The sequence below is a fragment of the Salinivibrio sp. KP-1 genome, assembly GCF_000968645.1.
Classification (GTDB): Bacteria; Pseudomonadota; Gammaproteobacteria; order Enterobacterales; family Vibrionaceae; genus Salinivibrio; species Salinivibrio siamensis.
Genome location: NZ_LAQR01000037.1, coordinates 59713 through 75789 on the forward strand (window position 1 = coordinate 59713; position 16077 = coordinate 75789).

Consider the following 16077-nt stretch of genomic DNA (forward strand, 5'->3'; position numbering starts at 1 on the left):
GACGATTAGAGATCCGTGATAAACCGACTCTCTGCCGTGACCACTTTTTGCTCCTCACCCGACTCACGTTCCATCACAAAAGTGATATCGGCAATACGCTGTTCCATCTCATAGGTATCAACGGCGAGGCTGATGGGTAATGAGAACACTTCCCCTGCTTGGACATTGACCGTTTGCGGGCCATGCCATTCCACATCGTTCAGCCCATTCACCGACAGTTGGTACGTCTCATCCGATTGGGTTTTATTGAGGATTTTTAAGGTATAAGTGTTTTCCACCAACCCTTGGTTATTGATGCGATAAAGCTGGTTTCGGTCTCGAATCACATCCAGCTCCATGGGCATCACTGACATCGCTAAGTAGATGAACATCGCGGTGACGATGGTCATGACGACCCCGTAGCCAAGGAGCTTAGGTCGCATCACGGCGGTTTTCTTGCCTTCTAGTTTGTGCTCGGTGGTGTAGCTAATCAGTCCACGCTCATAGCCCATCCTATCCATGGTTTCATCGCAAGCATCGATACAGGCACCACAGTTGATACATTCGTATTGCAAGCCGTCACGAATATCGATGCCTGTTGGGCAGACCTGCACACACAAATTACAGTCAATGCAGTCACCGAGTCCCAACTCTTTCGGATCTTTTTTGCGAGGACGAGGGCCGCGTTTTTCGCCGCGCTTAGCATCATATCCGACAATAAAGGTGTCTTTGTCGAACATCGCCGACTGGAAGCGTGCGTAAGGGCACATATGAATACACATAATCGAGCGCATCCAGCCTGCATTGCCATAAGTACAAGCGGCAAAGAAGATCACCCAAAAACCGACCCAGAAGCTGGTATCAAAGGTGACTAAATCGATAGCTAACTCGCGCATTGGCACAAAGTAGCCAACGAAGGTCATCCCGGTAATCAAGGAGATCGCCCACCATGCCGCGTGTTTAGCGGTTTTGCGCGCGGCTAGCTCAGGCGTCAGTTTTAACGAGTCTTGCTTGCGGCGCTTGTTGGCGGCGCCTTCGAGTTTTTCTTCAAACCAAATAAATAAGAAGGTCCAAACGGTTTGCGGGCATAAATACCCACACCACACGCGGCCAAGAAAGGTGGTGATAAAGAAAAGGCCAAATGCCGCGAGCATCAATAGTGCAGCCAGCAAGGTAAGGTCTTGTGGCCAGAGTGTGGTGCCAAAAAAGGTAAATTTCTGATTACCGATGTCGAGTAAGATGGCTTGGCGTCCTTGGTATGGGAGCCATGGAATGGCGAGGAACACCAGCATGAAAAACCAGCCCATATAGCGTCGCATACGCTGGTAATAGCCTTTTACCGCACGCACATAAATACGATTGCTTGGGTTGAAACGGTCGTCAGCCCCTTTGTGAGTTTTGGGGTTGTACTCTTTTGCAGTCACGTCTTTGACGTTGATTTTTTTATCGCTCATGACATTGGCTTTCCTTGGGGTACGGGTCCATGGTGCGTTGCCAGGCCCTGATTATCATTGTTGCCTGTGATTGTAGCGCAGCGAACTCCTTGAATACGCTACCAGAGTCATAGTTTGCAACATAGCCACAAACTCAATGAAATCTAGCTATAACAGACGATTAGCCAGACTGCTTTCACGACGATTGCTGAGGCGGGATCCCGCGTGCGCGCAAAATCGCGGCTTTAAAATCGTCTTCACAATCTTTGGCTAGCCCAGGAATGGGGGCATCAGTATCTTCTAGTCGCATCTTAAGCTGATAGATCAAGGTATCGTCTGACAGTGTGGTGATATCCTGACCATGACCGGCTTCATCAGCGATCTGGATGAGCATTTGCATCAGAGAACAGTCAGGGGTTTTTTGCCAAGATTGATTGAGTAGGTCGAGCAGCTCATTGATACGGTGGCATTGCATATGGGCGTCCTCAGTGTGGCACGTAAAAAATGCCATTGTGCCCGACCACACTGAGATGAAACTTAGCCAGGATCAATTTCCGCTCAGGTGGTGATTAATTAATCGGCATCACGCGATTACGGCCTAGGTTTTTAGCTTGATACAGGTGCTGATCGGCACGGTAAATCAGATCTGCGCCGCTCTCACCTTTATATTCGTCATACTCGGCGACGCCTATCGATACGGTAATGCTGTCTAGAGTGCGGCCACGACGCCGGTCTTTGATCACCATGCGGTCAATCGCCGCCCGCAATGTTTCAGCGGTGCGCTTGGCCGTGCTGAGGCGTTTTTGCGGCACCAGCAAGGCAAATTCTTCGCCCCCGTAGCGAAAGGCTTGTACGCCATCGCGACAGTAGTCGAGGATCCGTTTAGAAACTTGCTTTAAGGCAATGTCACCGAGCACATGGCCGTAGGTATCATTTAGATGTTTGAAGTGGTCGAGATCGATCAGTACCAAGCAGAACGGCCAGGTTTGTGGGCTATCAATGTAGGCGGCGAGTTCGCGCTCGAAGGCGGCCCGGTTAAGCAAACCGGTTAGGCCATCATGAGTGGCTTGTTCGGTCATCTCAGCCAAATTTTGCTTTAATTGCGCAATCTCTTGCTGCGCGTCATTAAGCTGGTGTTTAAAGTAGCGGGTCGACTGGGTAAGCGCTTGCGAATCTTTGACCACGTTGCGTACCACGGCGATGGTCTCATCAATGGATAACCCTTCATTTTCGACCCGTGACAGCTGTTCAAAGGTGTTATCGAGAACCGAATGGAAAGCGTCAGTATCTTGGATAGTATCTGACATTGAGTGGCTCATCTCGGTCATCATCGATTCTAAGCTTTGCTTTAATGCATTGATGTCTCGGCTATGCTTATCGGCCATGTGTTTTTGGTAAAGCATGTCGCTTTGCAGCGGACTACAGGTACCGTGCTCATCGACGGTGGCATCGACATCCGCATTGAGTTTGGCGTCGGTATTGGCGACATAGGTGTACCACAGGGCATAGTTGGTGGGCGTGGTGGGCACCTTGTATTTCATCATCAAAGGCACAGCTTTTTTGAGGAAGCTGGTAGATTGCTGAAACTTATCGTCCGACATGGCGTTCCTTTGTGTGTCATCGATACCGAGAGAACTTTTATTAGTGTATACCCAAAGTGATTGGAACGGCAGTAGACAGCGAAAAAGCGTGAGCCTGCAGGCAACAACGCCTGCAGGCGAGGATCATAGGAAGAAGGGACTGGGCTGGAACAGGCGTTCAACGTCAGGAATATATTTTTTGTTCACCAAGAACAAGACCACATGGTCATCTTGCTGGATCACGGTTTTATCGTGCGCAATTAACACTTCATCGCCGCGCACCACGGCACCAATGGTGGTACCGGGGGGCAGTTTTATCTCGCCGATGGCGCGCCCGACCACTTTGGATGTCGACGCATCCCCATGGGCGATGGCTTCAATCGCCTCAGCGGCGCCGCGTCGTAGTGACGAGACATTAACAATGTCTGCGCGGCGCACATGGGTGAGTAGCGCAGATATCGTCGCCTGTTGAGGGGAAATGGCAATATCAATCACCCCGCCTTGCACTAAGTCCACATAAGCGCCGCGCTGGATAAGCACCATGACTTTTTTCGCGCCAAGGCGTTTCGCCAACATGGCCGACATAATATTGGCTTCGTCTTCGTTGGTGACCGCGATAAACACATCAATCTGATCAATGTGCTCTTCACTGAGCAGTTCTTGATCAGAGGCATCGCCACAAAACACCGTGGTTTCTTCAAGTAACTCAGAAAGGTGCTCCGCACGGGAGGGGTTACGCTCAATCAACTTCACGCTGTATTGACGCTCCAACGCCATCGCGAGGCCGGCACCAATGTTGCCACCACCAACAATCATGATGCGTTTGTAGGGTTTTTCAAGGCGCTGCAATTCACTCATCACCGAGCGAATATGGTTACTCGCGGCGACGAAAAAGACTTCATCATCGGCTTCGATGATGGTGGTACCTTGTGGACGAATGGGCCGGTCACGACGGAAAATAGCGGCGACACGGGTATCGACATGCGGCATATGCTCACGCAAGGCGGACAAGGCTTTACCGACCAAAGGTCCGCCGTAATACGCCTTAACCGCAACCAGACCGACCTTTTTGTCGGCAAAGCTGACCACCTGTAAGGCGCCTGGGTATTCAATTAGACGACGAATATAACGAGTGACCAGCTCTTCAGGGGCGATAAGATGGTCAACCGGACAGGCGTCGCTGTTAAACAGTTGCTCTTTCACCGCCAAGTATTCAGGGCTGCGGATCCGAGCGACGCGGTTTGGTGTATTAAAACGTGTATACGCGACCTGACAGGCGATCATATTGGTTTCGTCTGAGTTGGTCACCGCGACCAGCATATCTGCATCTTGAGCGCCGGCTTCTTGCAGCGTGGTTGGGTGACTGGCAAACCCCTGTACCACGCGTAAGTCATACTTATCTTGTAGCTCACGCAGTCGTTCGGGGGCGCGGTCAACAATGGTGATATCATTGTTTTCCCCTACCAGGTTTTCTGCCAGGGTGCCGCCGACTTGTCCTGCACCCAAGATGATGATTTTCATGCTACTGTCACTCCCTGCCTAGTCGCACAAAGGCTTCTCTAGGCATGCATAATAGAAACCGTCCATGTCGTCTTCGCCTGGCAAAATCTGGCGACCAGGCTGCGCTTGCGAGCCGGTGCGCAGTATCGCGGAAGGTTCACGGGCTAAAAAGGCACGGATTTGCTCGCGGTTCTCATCCGGTAATACTGAGCAGGTGGCGTAAACCAGCGTACCGCCTGGCGCCAATTGCTGCCACATTGTGTCTAAAATCTCTGCCTGTAACGTGACCAGAGCGTGAATGTCACTATCACGGCGTAGCCACTTAATGTCGGGATGACGCCGGATCACGCCTGTGGCTGAACAAGGGGCATCCAGTAATATACGATCAAATGCAGGCCCTTGATGCCAAGCGCTTGGCTCACGGGCATCCGCGTGTTTCACATCAGCATTCAGCCCTAACCGTGACAGGTTCTCTTTGATCCGGGATAAGCGGTTTTCATCGGCATCAATGGCCGTCACGATGGCATCAGGCTGGTGCTCAAGGATATGACACGTTTTCCCTCCTGGCGCGGCACAGCAGTCGAGAATATGTTCTGCAGACGCGGGTTCGAGGTAATCGACAGCCAGCTGCGCGGCGGCATCTTGTACCGACACCCAGCCCTGGTCAAAGCCGGGGAGGCGAGACACATCACACGGCGCGTCGAGTTTCAGAGCGTCCATGGCATCTGGATGGGCACTGGCACCAATACCGGCCTGTTGCAGCTGCGTTTGATAACTGTCTCGAGAATGGTGCTGGCGGTTGACGCGCAGCCACATCGGCGCTTTTTGATGATTTGCCGCCACAATGTCTTGCCAATTTGATGGATAGGCGGTCTGAAGGCGTTTGAGCAACCAGCCGGGATGGCAGTAATGACCAGCATCATGCGCTTGGCTGGCTTGGTCTAGCGCATCTTGATCGCGTTGATAATTGCGCAAAATGGCGTTAATCAATCCACGTAATTGTGGGCGCTTCAATGGCTTGGTGGCATTCACGGTTTCAGCCACGGCGGCATGGGCCGGGATGCGCATATAGCCTAACTGATACAACCCGACCAGAATGAGGTGATGAAAGACTCGTTGTTTGCCTTTCAGTGGCTTATCCATCAGGGCTTGCACGATATGCTCTAATCGCGGTAACCAGCGCAAGGTGCCATAGCAAATCTCTTGCAACAAAGCAGCATCACGCGGGGCGACCTTCTGTTGAGCGAGGGGGAGCTGCTGGGACAATGACTGGCCCTGATCAACCACTTGATACAGAACGCGGGCGGCCGCGGCTCTTACATTCATATGTTTACCTATTCAAAGGACAAATTGGCATCAGACGATAGTGTGGGTCAGATTAAAAAAGGCCAGCGTACTGGCCTTCTTCTCACGTATCGGTGGCACGCTATAGTTGGGTGCCTGTTTCAAACCATTCACGACGTGCATTCAGTAGTTCATGCGCTTGCATGGCTTTTTTGCCCGGGGGTTGTAGTTGGGTCAGCTGGATCACGCCTTTTCCGGTCGCGACCTGAATGCCATGTTTGTCAGTGTTGATCACTGTGCCTGGCGCCGCGTCCACGTCGATATCTAGTGCGTTAGCGCCCCACACCTTGATGTTTTGCTCACCTAAGGTGAAGTAGCTGACCGGGCGCGGGTTAAATGCCCGTACACAACGTTCGATAAACGCGGCGTCTTGATGCCAATCGATCTGCGCTTCTTGCTTACTGAGCTTTTCGGCATAGTTGGCTTTGGCATCGTTTTGTGGCTCCGCAAGAATAATGCCGTTAGCCATGTCATTAAGACAATCAATTAATGCCTGCGGACCCAGCTCCGCAAGGCGCAAATATAGGCTACCACTGGTTTCTTTCTCATCAATGGGCAAGGTCGCAATTTTAAGCATATCGCCTGTGTCGAGCCCTTCATCCATCTGCATGATGGTGACTCCCGTCTCATTGTCACCAGCCCATACTGCTCGTTCGATAGGAGCGGCGCCACGCCAACGTGGCAGAATGGAGCCATGCACATTAATACACCCTAACTTGGGGGTGTCCAATACGGGCTTGGGCAGAATCAGCCCGTAAGCGACCACGACCATCACGTCGGCGTTCAAGGCAGCCAGCTCCGCTTGTGCTTGTTCATCACGCAACGTGCGAGGCTGATACACGGGTAAGTCATGCTCAAGCGCAAGCTGTTTAACGGGGCTTGCCGTGAGCTTCTTGCCTCGGCCAGCGGGTTTATCTTCACGGCTATAAACCGCAACCACCTCATGCTCACTATCGAGCAGGGCTTGTAAATGGCGCGCGGCAAAATCCGGCGTGCCCGCAAATACTATACGCAGCGGTGTGCTCAAAGTGACCTCAGCTTGCTTTCTGGTTAGCGCGTTTGATTTTTTCCATCTTTTGCTTGATGCGCTGACGTTTCAGCGGCGATAGGTAGTCCACAAACAGCTTACCTTCTAAATGGTCAAGCTCATGCTGAATACAAATCGCTAGCAGGTCGTCGGCATCAAACTGGATAGCGTTGCCGTCGCGATCCAGCGCTTTTACGGTCACTTCTGCCGCACGCGGAACCAATGCGCGTGCACTGGGCACAGATAAGCATCCTTCTTCAATGCCATCTTCACCGCGCTTTTCGATGATTTCTGGATTGATAAGCACCATGGGCTGATCGCGGGTTTCGGAGACATCAATCACCACCATGCGTTGGTGAAAATCAACCTGAGTGGCCGCGAGACCAATACCGTCTTGGGCGTACATGGTTTCAATCATGTCATCAGCCATTTTCTGGATCTCAGGTGTGACAGCGTCCACCGGCTTGGCCACGGTGCGAAGGCGCTCATCTGGGAATGTTAATACGTTCAGTAAAGCCATAACGTCTCATAAAAATTGAACTGTGCCGAAAGCGGCACGGGGTAATTGGGTTAATTCTAGACATTTTGCCAGCCAATTGACAGCATCAGCATCATTCGTCGGGTGAGGAAGACATTGATGACAAGAAAGCTATTCAATCTCGCCGCCGCTGGGCTATTGGCTATCGCGCTACCAGTGCTGGCAGCCGGCCCTGCCGAGAGTCAGCGATACGTGGTTGAGCGGGGGGATACCCTGTGGGATATCGCCGCCACCTTTTTCGATAATCCTTGGCAATGGCGTGACGTATGGTACGCAAATCCGGCTATAAAGGATCCCAATCTTATTTATCCTGGCGATGTGCTCACCCTCACATGGCAAGCGGGGAAACCGGCCGTCAGCTACAAGCCTAGGCGCGCGATTGCAGCAAAGGGAGATGCACCCAAGACGTCAGCGCTTAGCAGTGTCGATCCTATGCTGCTGCCCTATTTACAACAGGATATGCTGGTCGAAAAGGCGCGTTTGGTGGCGCTGCCTCGCGTTCTTGGCTCTACAGATGGGCGTCAATATCTGTCAGTGCACGATTCCCTGTATGTGGATGCGTCGCTGGGTGCCAAAAACTGGCAGGTTTTTCGGGTTGAGAAAACCTTTTTACGCCCTGCGACGTCAGAGGCTACTGCCGAACCGATCGCTATGGTGAGCTTAAAACATGTGGCTGACGGACGTATCCGTGCGCGAAGTGAAGGGCGCAGTGTGATGACACTGACACGCGTGGTGCAGGAAGTACGGCCCAATGATGTCTTGTTACCTTTGCCCGAGAACACGCATGCGCGCTTTTGGCCCCAAGCGGCTCAAACCGGCGCGAGGTTATTAGGGCATCTTTATGGCAGTGAGTATGTCGCGAATGGTCAGCTGGTGGTGCTCGATAAAGGTGCCAATGATGGCGTGACGACCGGACAAATGTTTACTGTCACCGAAGGGGGGGTCAAGGTGTTAAATGACCCCGGTGAGTATCGCTATCAAAACGCGAACGAAAGCACGACACAATCCATCACACCCATGCCTGATGTGACGGTGGGACAAACCATGGTCGTTCGGGCTTACCCTTGGATTAGCTTGGCGGTGATCACCCAAGCGCGTCAGCCGATCAAAGCCGGCATGCATGCGGTACCGCCATCTTCTCAACCGGCCTATGCACGATAAATCGCTGCGAGGATGGTTGACGCTGACTCAAGTGCCGCGATTGCGCGTCCCGCAGCGGCGCGCGCTGTTAGCTAAAATGCCCATCGACGCATTGTGTGACCAAACCCATCATGAGCTTGCCGCGGTTGGCTTAACCGCGGAGCAATGTCAGGCTATCACGCACCCCAATCATGCCATGATTGAGCGTAGCCTTGAGTGGGCGAGGCAAGAGAATTGCCACCTGATTGGCTTTGACCATCCAGCTTATCCTGCACTACTCCGAGAAATCGCACGGCCGCCTTTGGTCTTGTATGTGCAAGGCGATCTGACTTGCTTGGCGATGCCTCAATTGGCGATGGTGGGCAGCCGTCACGCGACACCACAAGGGCTAGAAACGGCGTTTCAATTTGCTAAACAACTGGTCGAGCATGGCGTTGCGATTACCAGTGGGCTTGCGCTAGGTATCGATGGCCGGGCACACAAAGGCGCACTCGAAGGCGGCGGAAAAACCTTGGCGGTGCTGGGAAGCGGACTGGCCAATGTGTATCCCGCGCGGCATCGCGCATTGGCCAAGCGGATTGAAGCGCAGGGGGCGCTTGTTTCCGAGTTTTGGCCGGACGCCCCGCCAAAAGCCGAACACTTTCCGCGCCGCAACCGGTTGATCAGTGGGTTGTCGGCAGGCGTATTAGTGGTAGAGGCCGCACCGCAAAGTGGGTCACTGATCACGGCACGTTATGCGCTAGAGCAAAACCGGAGTGTGTTTGCGATTCCCGGTTCCATAGACCAAGTCCAATCGCGAGGTTGCCACCAATTGATAAAACAAGGCGCCGTGTTAGTCGATTGTGTTGATGATATTATAAGTGATGTGGATAGCTTGGTTCAGTTTGCTGTGAGTCAGCAAAACGAATTATTTAGTGATGCACCCAAGTTAGATACGCACGAAGGATTGCCATTTTCTGCGCTGTTGGCTAACGTAGGGACTAACGCGACGTGTGTCGACGTACTGGCTGAGCGCTGCAACCAACCGGTTCACGAAATCATGATGCAGTTGTTAGACTTAGAACTCCAGGGGCTTGTAGCAGCAGTACCCGGTGGCTATGTCAGAACGAGGAGGGGCTAGCCATGATGGACATTCTTATGTACCTGTTCGAAACCTACATCCACAGCGATGTGGAAGTGATGATCGATCAGGACGAGTTAGCAGATGAATTGTCCCGCGCGGGTTTTCATCAAGACGATATATATAAAGCCCTGAACTGGCTTGAAAAGCTGGCACAGTTGCAAAATGCGGATAAACAGCCTTACCTATCAGGCAGTGCCCAAAGCTCGATTCGAATCTATACCGAGCAAGAAACACGCTTTATCGACCAAGAAAGCCGAGGCTTTCTCTTATTCTTAGAGCAGGCTGGGGTGCTTTCACCGGAAACGCGTGAAATGGTCATCGATCGGGTGATGGAACTTGAGACCCAAGAATTTGGTCTTGATGATCTAAAATGGGTCATTTTGATGGTGCTGTTTAACGTGCCCGGTAACGAGCGTGCGTATACACAGATGGAAGAAATGCTGTACGACGCACAAGAGGGATACGTGCACTAACGCTTATCAATGACAGTAAAAGGTGTGAATGAGTAAAGATAACACCCCGAACACCCACGAGCGCTGCCCGGAATGTGGCAGCGCTCTTGCGTTTAAATCGGGCAAACGAGGCCCGTTTCTGGCCTGTACGGCCTACCCAGAGTGCCACTATACCAAAGCGTTACATCATGGTGATGGCCATGTAGTAAAAGCGCTTGGCGTGGCTTGTCCGGCGTGTCATCAGGGAGAATTGGTGTTACGCCAAGGTCGATTCGGTATGTTTATTGGCTGCGATCAGTTCCCGCAATGTACGCATATCGAAAAACCGGATGAACCCGATCATACTACCCTCACCTGTCCATCCTGCCACAAGGGTGAGCTGGTAGAGCGCACCTCGCGTTACGGCAAGCGCTTTTTTGCCTGTGACCAATACCCTAAGTGTCATTTTGCGGTAAATGCACAACCGATAGCCGGCACCTGCGAGCAATGTGGCTTTGCGCTGCTGGTGGAGCGTAAGAAAGGTGGCAAGACAGTACACCAATGTGCCGATAAGTCCTGCAGCGCGATTCAAGGTGAACCGGCTGCAGAATCGGAGAGCGAGGATTAGTCGGTTTGCGCGGCGAGAGCCAAGGCAGCCGATTTTAAACCGTGAAAAGCATTGTCAGGGAGGTAGCTGGCGAGACTGGCTAACTTGGTGGCAAGCGCCGCGTTCGATGTGGCCGTGACATTAATATGGCCCACTTTGCGCCCCGGACGAGGCGTTTTGTTGTACCAATGCACATGGGCATCACGATAGGTCGCAAGCGGGACACTGCCTTGGCCTAAGATATTGATCATCGCCGTCGGCTGAATTAACTCGGTCGGGCCGAGGGGTAAGCCGCTGACGGCGCGCAGGTGGTTTTCAAACTGGCAACACGCGCTACCTTGCTGTGTCCAGTGACCGGAGTTATGCACCCGAGGTGCTATCTCGTTCACCAGCAAGCTGCCGTCTACATCAAAGAATTCCACCGCGAGTACCCCCACATAGTTCAGCGCGCCGGCAATCTTTTCCAACATGTCCGCCGCCTGTGTTTGCAAAGCATGCTCATCTGGGCGCACCACAGACAAGGTGAGTATCCCATCATGATGGTGGTTTTGGGTCAGGCTATAGCTGGCAAATTCACCATTCGCGCCACGCACACCAATCAGTGACACTTCTCGGTCAAAAGGGATCATGGCTTCGGCAATGATGGCTTGGCCATCGCGCTGTTCGGGCGCGGTGAGAAAGGCGTCGAGCTCTGCCCACAATGCGTGAAGATCATCGCCGTCACGATAGCGCCACTGTCCTTTGCCGTCATAACCATCCAAGGTGCTTTTGAGTACTAAGGGCGCGCCCAGTGCGTCGACCGCCTTTTCTAAATCAGCCTGTGTATACACCATACGGTACGGTGCATTGGCGACACCTGCTTGCATCAGCAGCGCTTTTTCAATTTGGCGGTCGCCACCGGTTAGAATCGCCTGAGCACTGGGGCGTAACTTCCCGCTTTGCTCGCAGTGATGCAAGATATCAGCGGGGATATGCTCAAATTCCGCGGTGATAATATCCGCGCCGGCGATGGCCGTATTGAGGCCGTGCCCCAGTGGTTGCAGCGTCAGTGGGTGAACAATGTCGCCACTACGCACATCATAGGCGCTGACGATAAGATTGAGCGGCGCGCCGGCCAAGGCCATCATCCGGGCCAGTTGTCCCGCGCCTAACACCAGAATATTCATGGCCTTACCCTTGTGGGTTGGGTTGAGCGAGAACGGCCTCAGTTTGCGCTTGGCGAAACGCATCCACTTTTGCCATCAAATCAGGGTCGGCCGTTGCGAGAATTTGTGCCGCAAGGAGGCCTGCATTCGCGGCGCCTGCGTCTCCAATGGCGAGTGTGCCCACTGCCACGCCCTTGGGCATTTGAGCAATAGAAAGCAATGAGTCCATGCCCTTTAACGCTTTTGACTGGACCGGCACGCCGAGCACCGGCAGGCTGGTGTGTGCGGCGGTCATCCCAGGCAAATGGGCGGCCCCCCCGGCGCCGGCAATAATCACTTTAATCCCGCGCTCGGCCGCTTGTTGGGCGTAGTCGGCAAGTAACTGTGGTGTGCGATGGGCGGAGACAATACGGGTTTCGTAAGGGATGGCAAAGTGATCCAACATAGCCGCTGTATGTGTCATGGTAGGCCAATCGGATTGTGAGCCCATGATGATACCGACAGTCATAATACGTCCTTCTTGATGACAAGCGTGAATAAGATAAGCTGAGCGTGGCGCGAATTATACCCAGATTTCACCGCAAGGAAAACGTTTGCGTCGGCGGTGGGGGATGAAATTCCGTCAAGATCCCACTGCGTGGATCAGGTAAAGTACGCATATAGTCTCAGTAACAAAGGATGTGAGCGTGGCACACGGTCAGTCGACAATTGATAAGCAAGCCGTGAAGGCTTTTTTCCTCCAGCTTCAAGATGATATTTGCCAACAGCTTGCGCAAGAAGATGGTCAAGCGCATTTTATTGAAGATGCGTGGGAGCGTGAGAAAGGGGGCGGTGGTCGCAGTCGCGTCCTGCGTCAGGGCCAAGTATTTGAGCAAGCGGGAGTGAACTTCTCGCACGTATTTGGCGATCAAATGCCTGCCTCGGCGACCGCGCATCGCCCAGAGCTCGCCGGGCGCTGCTTTGAGGCTATGGGGGTGTCGTTAGTGATCCATCCTCACAACCCTTACGTGCCGACCTCGCACGCGAACGTACGTTTTTTCATTGCTGAAAAAGAAGGCGCTGATCCTGTGTGGTGGTTTGGCGGTGGCTTTGACCTCACGCCTTTCTATCCGTTCGAGGAAGATTGCCAGCATTGGCATGAGACCGCCAAAGCCTTGTGCGCGCCCTTCGGTGATAGCGTGTACGCTGATCACAAGGCGTGGTGCGATCGCTATTTTTATCTGCCCCATCGCGATGAAACCCGTGGCGTCGGTGGGCTTTTCTTTGATGATTTGAACCAATGGCCATTCGAGCAGTGCTTTGCCTACACCCAAGCGGTTGGAAAAGGCTTTATCGATGCTTACCTGCCGATTGTACAGCGCCGCAAAGCCACACCCTATGGTGAGCGTGAGCGAGATTTCCAGCTTTACCGCCGCGGACGCTATGTCGAATTTAACTTGGTGTATGACAGAGGTACGCTATTTGGCTTACAAAGTGGTGGGCGTACCGAATCTATTCTGATGTCGATGCCGCCGATGGCACGTTGGGAATATAATTGGTCACCCGATGAAGACGCGCCGGAAGCGAGACTCTATCGCGACTACCTTAAACCGAGGGAGTGGTAACAGATGACCGATCGTTATTGTGTGGTCGGCCACCCGATTGGCCATAGCAAGTCGCCGCAGATCCACGCCGCATTTGCGACGCAAACCCAACAAGACATCGACTATCAAGCCATTGAAGCGCCACTCGAAGGCTTTGTGACCAGTATGCAGGCGTTTTTTGCGCAAGGAGGGTGTGGCGCCAATGTGACCGTGCCTTTTAAACAGCAAGCGTATGACTGGGTTGATACACTCACAGAGCGTGCCCGCCGCGCCGGTGCCGTGAATACGCTGGTTAAGCAAAGCGATGGCACTCTATTGGGTGATAATACTGATGGAGCAGGTTTGGTGACTGATTTGCACTACCACCGTGTGGCACTGCGTGATAAGCGCATTATGGTCGTGGGTGCGGGCGGTGCAGCTCGGGGTGTGTTGCTTCCTTTACTAGAACAAGAGCCAGCATCGCTGATGATTGTGAATCGCACCGAGCAAAAAGCCCAGCAACTAGCTGCTGCATTTGGTGAGGCCGGACCGATCACTAGTCATGCCGTGGATAGCCCCATGGCGGCGCCGGTCGATGTGATCATTAACGCGACCTCGGCGAGTTTACATCAAAGCTATCCTCCTCTTCCTCAAGGCGCGATTGGTCCAGCGACCACTGTCTATGACATGGTGTATCAAGCTGGCAGCACAACCAGTAACCAGTGGGCGCAACGCCAAGGAGCAGGGCGGTGTTTAGACGGTTTGGGCATGCTGGTGGAACAAGCGGCGGAAAGCTTTGCTATATGGCGCGGCTGTCGGCCACAAACCGAACGTGTGCGTGAGCAGTTAAGAGAGGCACTCAATCAATGAATCAATCCCTTATTCTGGCTGCGGACCAAGCGCAGATGGATACGGCAAAGGCCCGTGTTTGTTTTTACGGCCAACTTAATGGTGCATTGTTATCATGCGCTGTCCGCTTTACCACCTTATCCGCGCTCGCCGGCTGTGCGGTGGATACGGATAATGCGCAGGCGATTGTCGAACAGGTTTGGTTTGATATTGAAGAGCACATGGAAGCGGCCATCGAATCAGAAGCGTTTGAAGCCGATGGCAGCTTGCTGATCTAGCACTCGCAGCGATAGATGTCTTTGGTGTCGACATAGTTTTGCGCGGAGCGTGCAAAATAAGCACGCTCTTTGTCGGTAAGGGGGCGAACTTGTTTGACCGGGGAGCCAACATACAGATAGCCACTCTCTAAGCGTTTTCCGGGCGGGACTAAACTGCCAGCGCCAATCAGCACTTCATCTTCTATCACAGCGTCATCGAGAATAATCGTCCCCATTCCCACTAGGACTCGGTTGCCAATCCGACAGCCGTGTAACATGACTTTGTGGCCGATTGTCACTTCTTCGCCAATGATCAGCGGGTAACCTTGTGGGTTTTGGGCATTTTTGTGAGTAACATGAAGGACTGAGCCATCTTGCACATTGGTCCGAGCGCCAATCTGGATATGGTTCACGTCACCACGCGCTGCAACCAGCGGCCAAATACTCACATCATCGCCTAGCGTAATATCGCCAGCCAATACACTGGATTCATCAATATAGACGCGTTCGCCAAGCTGAGGCGTCATGCCTTTATAAGCACGCAGCTGTTTTGCCATCACAAATCCCTCTTTTCTCTATTAACAGTGCTAAATAGCGGCGAGTTTGATACCAGTTTTACACCCTAGCGAGTAAAAAAACAGCGAGTGACAGTTTTTTTCTAAAAAACACCTAAAAAGGACTTGCCAACCTGATCAGCTTCTCTATAATGCGCCTCCATCGACACGGCACGCAGGGCAAGCGTTCAGCGGCCATGTCGGGGCAAAAAATCAAATAAAAATAAACGCTTGACGTGAGTTTTTAAAAGATTAAGATGGCCGACCTACTTAACGCCAAGCGTTAGGGGAGTCAAAAAGAGGTTTTATTTCACCCGGCGGGTTGAAAATAAAAGATAAAATTTCTTCTTGACTTTAACGGCAAGGCGCGTAAGATACGCAGCCCTGACCAAGCGAAGCGCAGCTTCGCATCGTCAACGCTCTTTAACAATTTGACCTATGCAATCTGTGTGGGCACTCGTTGAGAATAGACAAAAAGATTTATTCGATGAACTGAGTGACCAAACGACAACTTTTATAGTTGTTCGGCACAGTCAATTCGTTTTTCTCTTCGGAGAGAAACAGTAATCAGTATTCATTGAGCTGAAACTTCGGTTTCGAAAAAACTTAAATTGAAGAGTTTGATCATGGCTCAGATTGAACGCTGGCGGCAGGCCTAACACATGCAAGTCGAGCGGAAACGGCAGTATTGAAGCTTCGGTGGATTTACTGGACGTCGAGCGGCGGACGGGTGAGTAACGGCTGGGAACCTGCCCTGACGAGGGGGATAACCGTTGGAAACGACGGCTAATACCGCATAATGTCTACGGACCAAAGGTGGCCTCTACATGTAAGCTATCGCGTTGGGATGGGCCCAGTTAGGATTAGCTAGTTGGTAAGGTAATGGCTTACCAAGGCGACGATCCTTAGCTGGTTTGAGAGGATGATCAGCCACACTGGGACTGAGACACGGCCCAGACTCCTACGGGAGGCAGCAGTGGGGAATATTGCACAATGGGGGAGACCCTG

At 52.6% G+C, this 16077-nt stretch carries 17 protein-coding genes and 1 rRNA gene; 8 read left to right on the forward strand and 10 right to left on the reverse strand.

What is annotated here, in order from left to right:
* Window positions 1-5: 5 nt before the first annotated feature.
* The 7 genes from ccoG to def form a co-directional block, all read right to left on the reverse strand.
* Entirely contained in the window at window positions 6-1433 is a 1428-nt protein-coding gene (gene ccoG, locus WN56_RS10090) for a cytochrome c oxidase accessory protein CcoG (RefSeq protein WP_046074876.1), read from the reverse strand.
* Window positions 1434-1608: 175 nt separating this feature from the next.
* The gene (locus WN56_RS10095) at window positions 1609-1887 is read right to left on the reverse strand and encodes a YihD family protein (protein WP_046074877.1); all 279 of its coding nucleotides are present in this window, start codon (window positions 1885-1887) and stop codon (window positions 1609-1611) included.
* 94 nt (window positions 1888-1981) lie between these two features.
* Entirely contained in the window at window positions 1982-3013 is a 1032-nt protein-coding gene (locus WN56_RS10100; protein ID WP_046074878.1) for a GGDEF domain-containing protein, read from the reverse strand.
* A 123-nt stretch (window positions 3014-3136) separates the two neighbouring features.
* Complete coding sequence (gene trkA / locus WN56_RS10105; protein ID WP_046074879.1) at window positions 3137-4513, reverse strand: Trk system potassium transporter TrkA; 1377 nt, start codon at window positions 4511-4513, stop codon at window positions 3137-3139.
* A gap of 18 nt (window positions 4514-4531) precedes the next feature.
* The gene (gene rsmB / locus WN56_RS10110; RefSeq protein WP_046074880.1) at window positions 4532-5818 is read right to left on the reverse strand and encodes a 16S rRNA (cytosine(967)-C(5))-methyltransferase RsmB; all 1287 of its coding nucleotides are present in this window, start codon (window positions 5816-5818) and stop codon (window positions 4532-4534) included.
* A 100-nt stretch (window positions 5819-5918) separates the two neighbouring features.
* Complete coding sequence (fmt, locus tag WN56_RS10115) at window positions 5919-6863, reverse strand: methionyl-tRNA formyltransferase (protein ID WP_046074881.1); 945 nt, start codon at window positions 6861-6863, stop codon at window positions 5919-5921.
* Between the two features lie 7 nt (window positions 6864-6870).
* Window positions 6871-7383, reverse strand: coding sequence for a peptide deformylase (gene def, locus WN56_RS10120; protein ID WP_046074882.1), 513 nt, complete (start codon window positions 7381-7383; stop codon window positions 6871-6873).
* A 117-nt stretch (window positions 7384-7500) separates the two neighbouring features.
* On the opposite strand from def, the gene WN56_RS10125 reads away from it, so the two are divergent.
* The 4 genes from WN56_RS10125 to WN56_RS10140 are packed head-to-tail and all read left to right on the forward strand — an operon-like array spanning window position 7501 to window position 10723.
* Window positions 7501-8562 (forward strand): LysM peptidoglycan-binding domain-containing protein, encoded by a 1062-nt coding sequence (locus tag WN56_RS10125; RefSeq protein ID WP_046074883.1) that lies wholly within the window; start codon window positions 7501-7503, stop codon window positions 8560-8562.
* On the forward strand, window positions 8552-9661 hold the full coding sequence (dprA, locus tag WN56_RS10130) for a DNA-processing protein DprA (RefSeq protein WP_046074884.1): 1110 nt from the start codon (window positions 8552-8554) through the stop codon (window positions 9659-9661). Before WN56_RS10125 ends, dprA begins: the two co-directional genes overlap by 11 nt.
* A gap of 2 nt (window positions 9662-9663) precedes the next feature.
* Entirely contained in the window at window positions 9664-10137 is a 474-nt protein-coding gene (locus tag WN56_RS10135) for a DUF494 family protein (protein WP_046074885.1), read from the forward strand.
* Between the two features lie 28 nt (window positions 10138-10165).
* The gene (locus WN56_RS10140; RefSeq protein ID WP_046074886.1) at window positions 10166-10723 is read left to right on the forward strand and encodes a type I DNA topoisomerase; all 558 of its coding nucleotides are present in this window, start codon (window positions 10166-10168) and stop codon (window positions 10721-10723) included.
* On the opposite strand, the gene WN56_RS10145 is transcribed toward WN56_RS10140, so the two are convergent.
* The gene (locus tag WN56_RS10145; RefSeq protein ID WP_046074887.1) at window positions 10720-11868 is read right to left on the reverse strand and encodes a 5-(carboxyamino)imidazole ribonucleotide synthase; all 1149 of its coding nucleotides are present in this window, start codon (window positions 11866-11868) and stop codon (window positions 10720-10722) included. The genes WN56_RS10140 and WN56_RS10145 overlap by 4 nt on opposite strands.
* Before the next feature lie 4 nt (window positions 11869-11872).
* Window positions 11873-12355: a 5-(carboxyamino)imidazole ribonucleotide mutase gene (purE, locus tag WN56_RS10150; protein ID WP_046074888.1), complete on the reverse strand. Its 483-nt coding sequence runs from the start codon at window positions 12353-12355 to the stop codon at window positions 11873-11875.
* Between the two features lie 178 nt (window positions 12356-12533).
* On the opposite strand from purE, the gene hemF reads away from it, so the two are divergent.
* The 3 genes from hemF to WN56_RS10165 are packed head-to-tail and all read left to right on the forward strand — an operon-like array spanning window position 12534 to window position 14536.
* A complete protein-coding gene (gene hemF, locus WN56_RS10155) occupies window positions 12534-13451 on the forward strand; it encodes an oxygen-dependent coproporphyrinogen oxidase (protein ID WP_046074889.1) in 918 nt (305 codons plus the stop codon).
* A gap of 3 nt (window positions 13452-13454) precedes the next feature.
* Window positions 13455-14279, forward strand: a complete 825-nt coding sequence (aroE, locus tag WN56_RS10160; protein WP_046074890.1) for a shikimate dehydrogenase — start codon at window positions 13455-13457, stop codon at window positions 14277-14279.
* Window positions 14276-14536: a DUF1488 family protein gene (locus WN56_RS10165; protein ID WP_046074891.1), complete on the forward strand. Its 261-nt coding sequence runs from the start codon at window positions 14276-14278 to the stop codon at window positions 14534-14536. The genes aroE and WN56_RS10165 overlap by 4 nt, the downstream gene beginning before the upstream one ends.
* On the opposite strand, the gene WN56_RS10170 is transcribed toward WN56_RS10165, so the two are convergent.
* Complete coding sequence (locus WN56_RS10170; RefSeq protein WP_046074892.1) at window positions 14533-15072, reverse strand: gamma carbonic anhydrase family protein; 540 nt, start codon at window positions 15070-15072, stop codon at window positions 14533-14535. The genes WN56_RS10165 and WN56_RS10170 overlap by 4 nt on opposite strands.
* A 605-nt stretch (window positions 15073-15677) precedes the next feature.
* Here WN56_RS10170 and WN56_RS10175 point away from each other — a divergent pair.
* A 16S ribosomal RNA gene (locus WN56_RS10175) occupies window positions 15678-16077 on the forward strand; the annotation flags it as partial.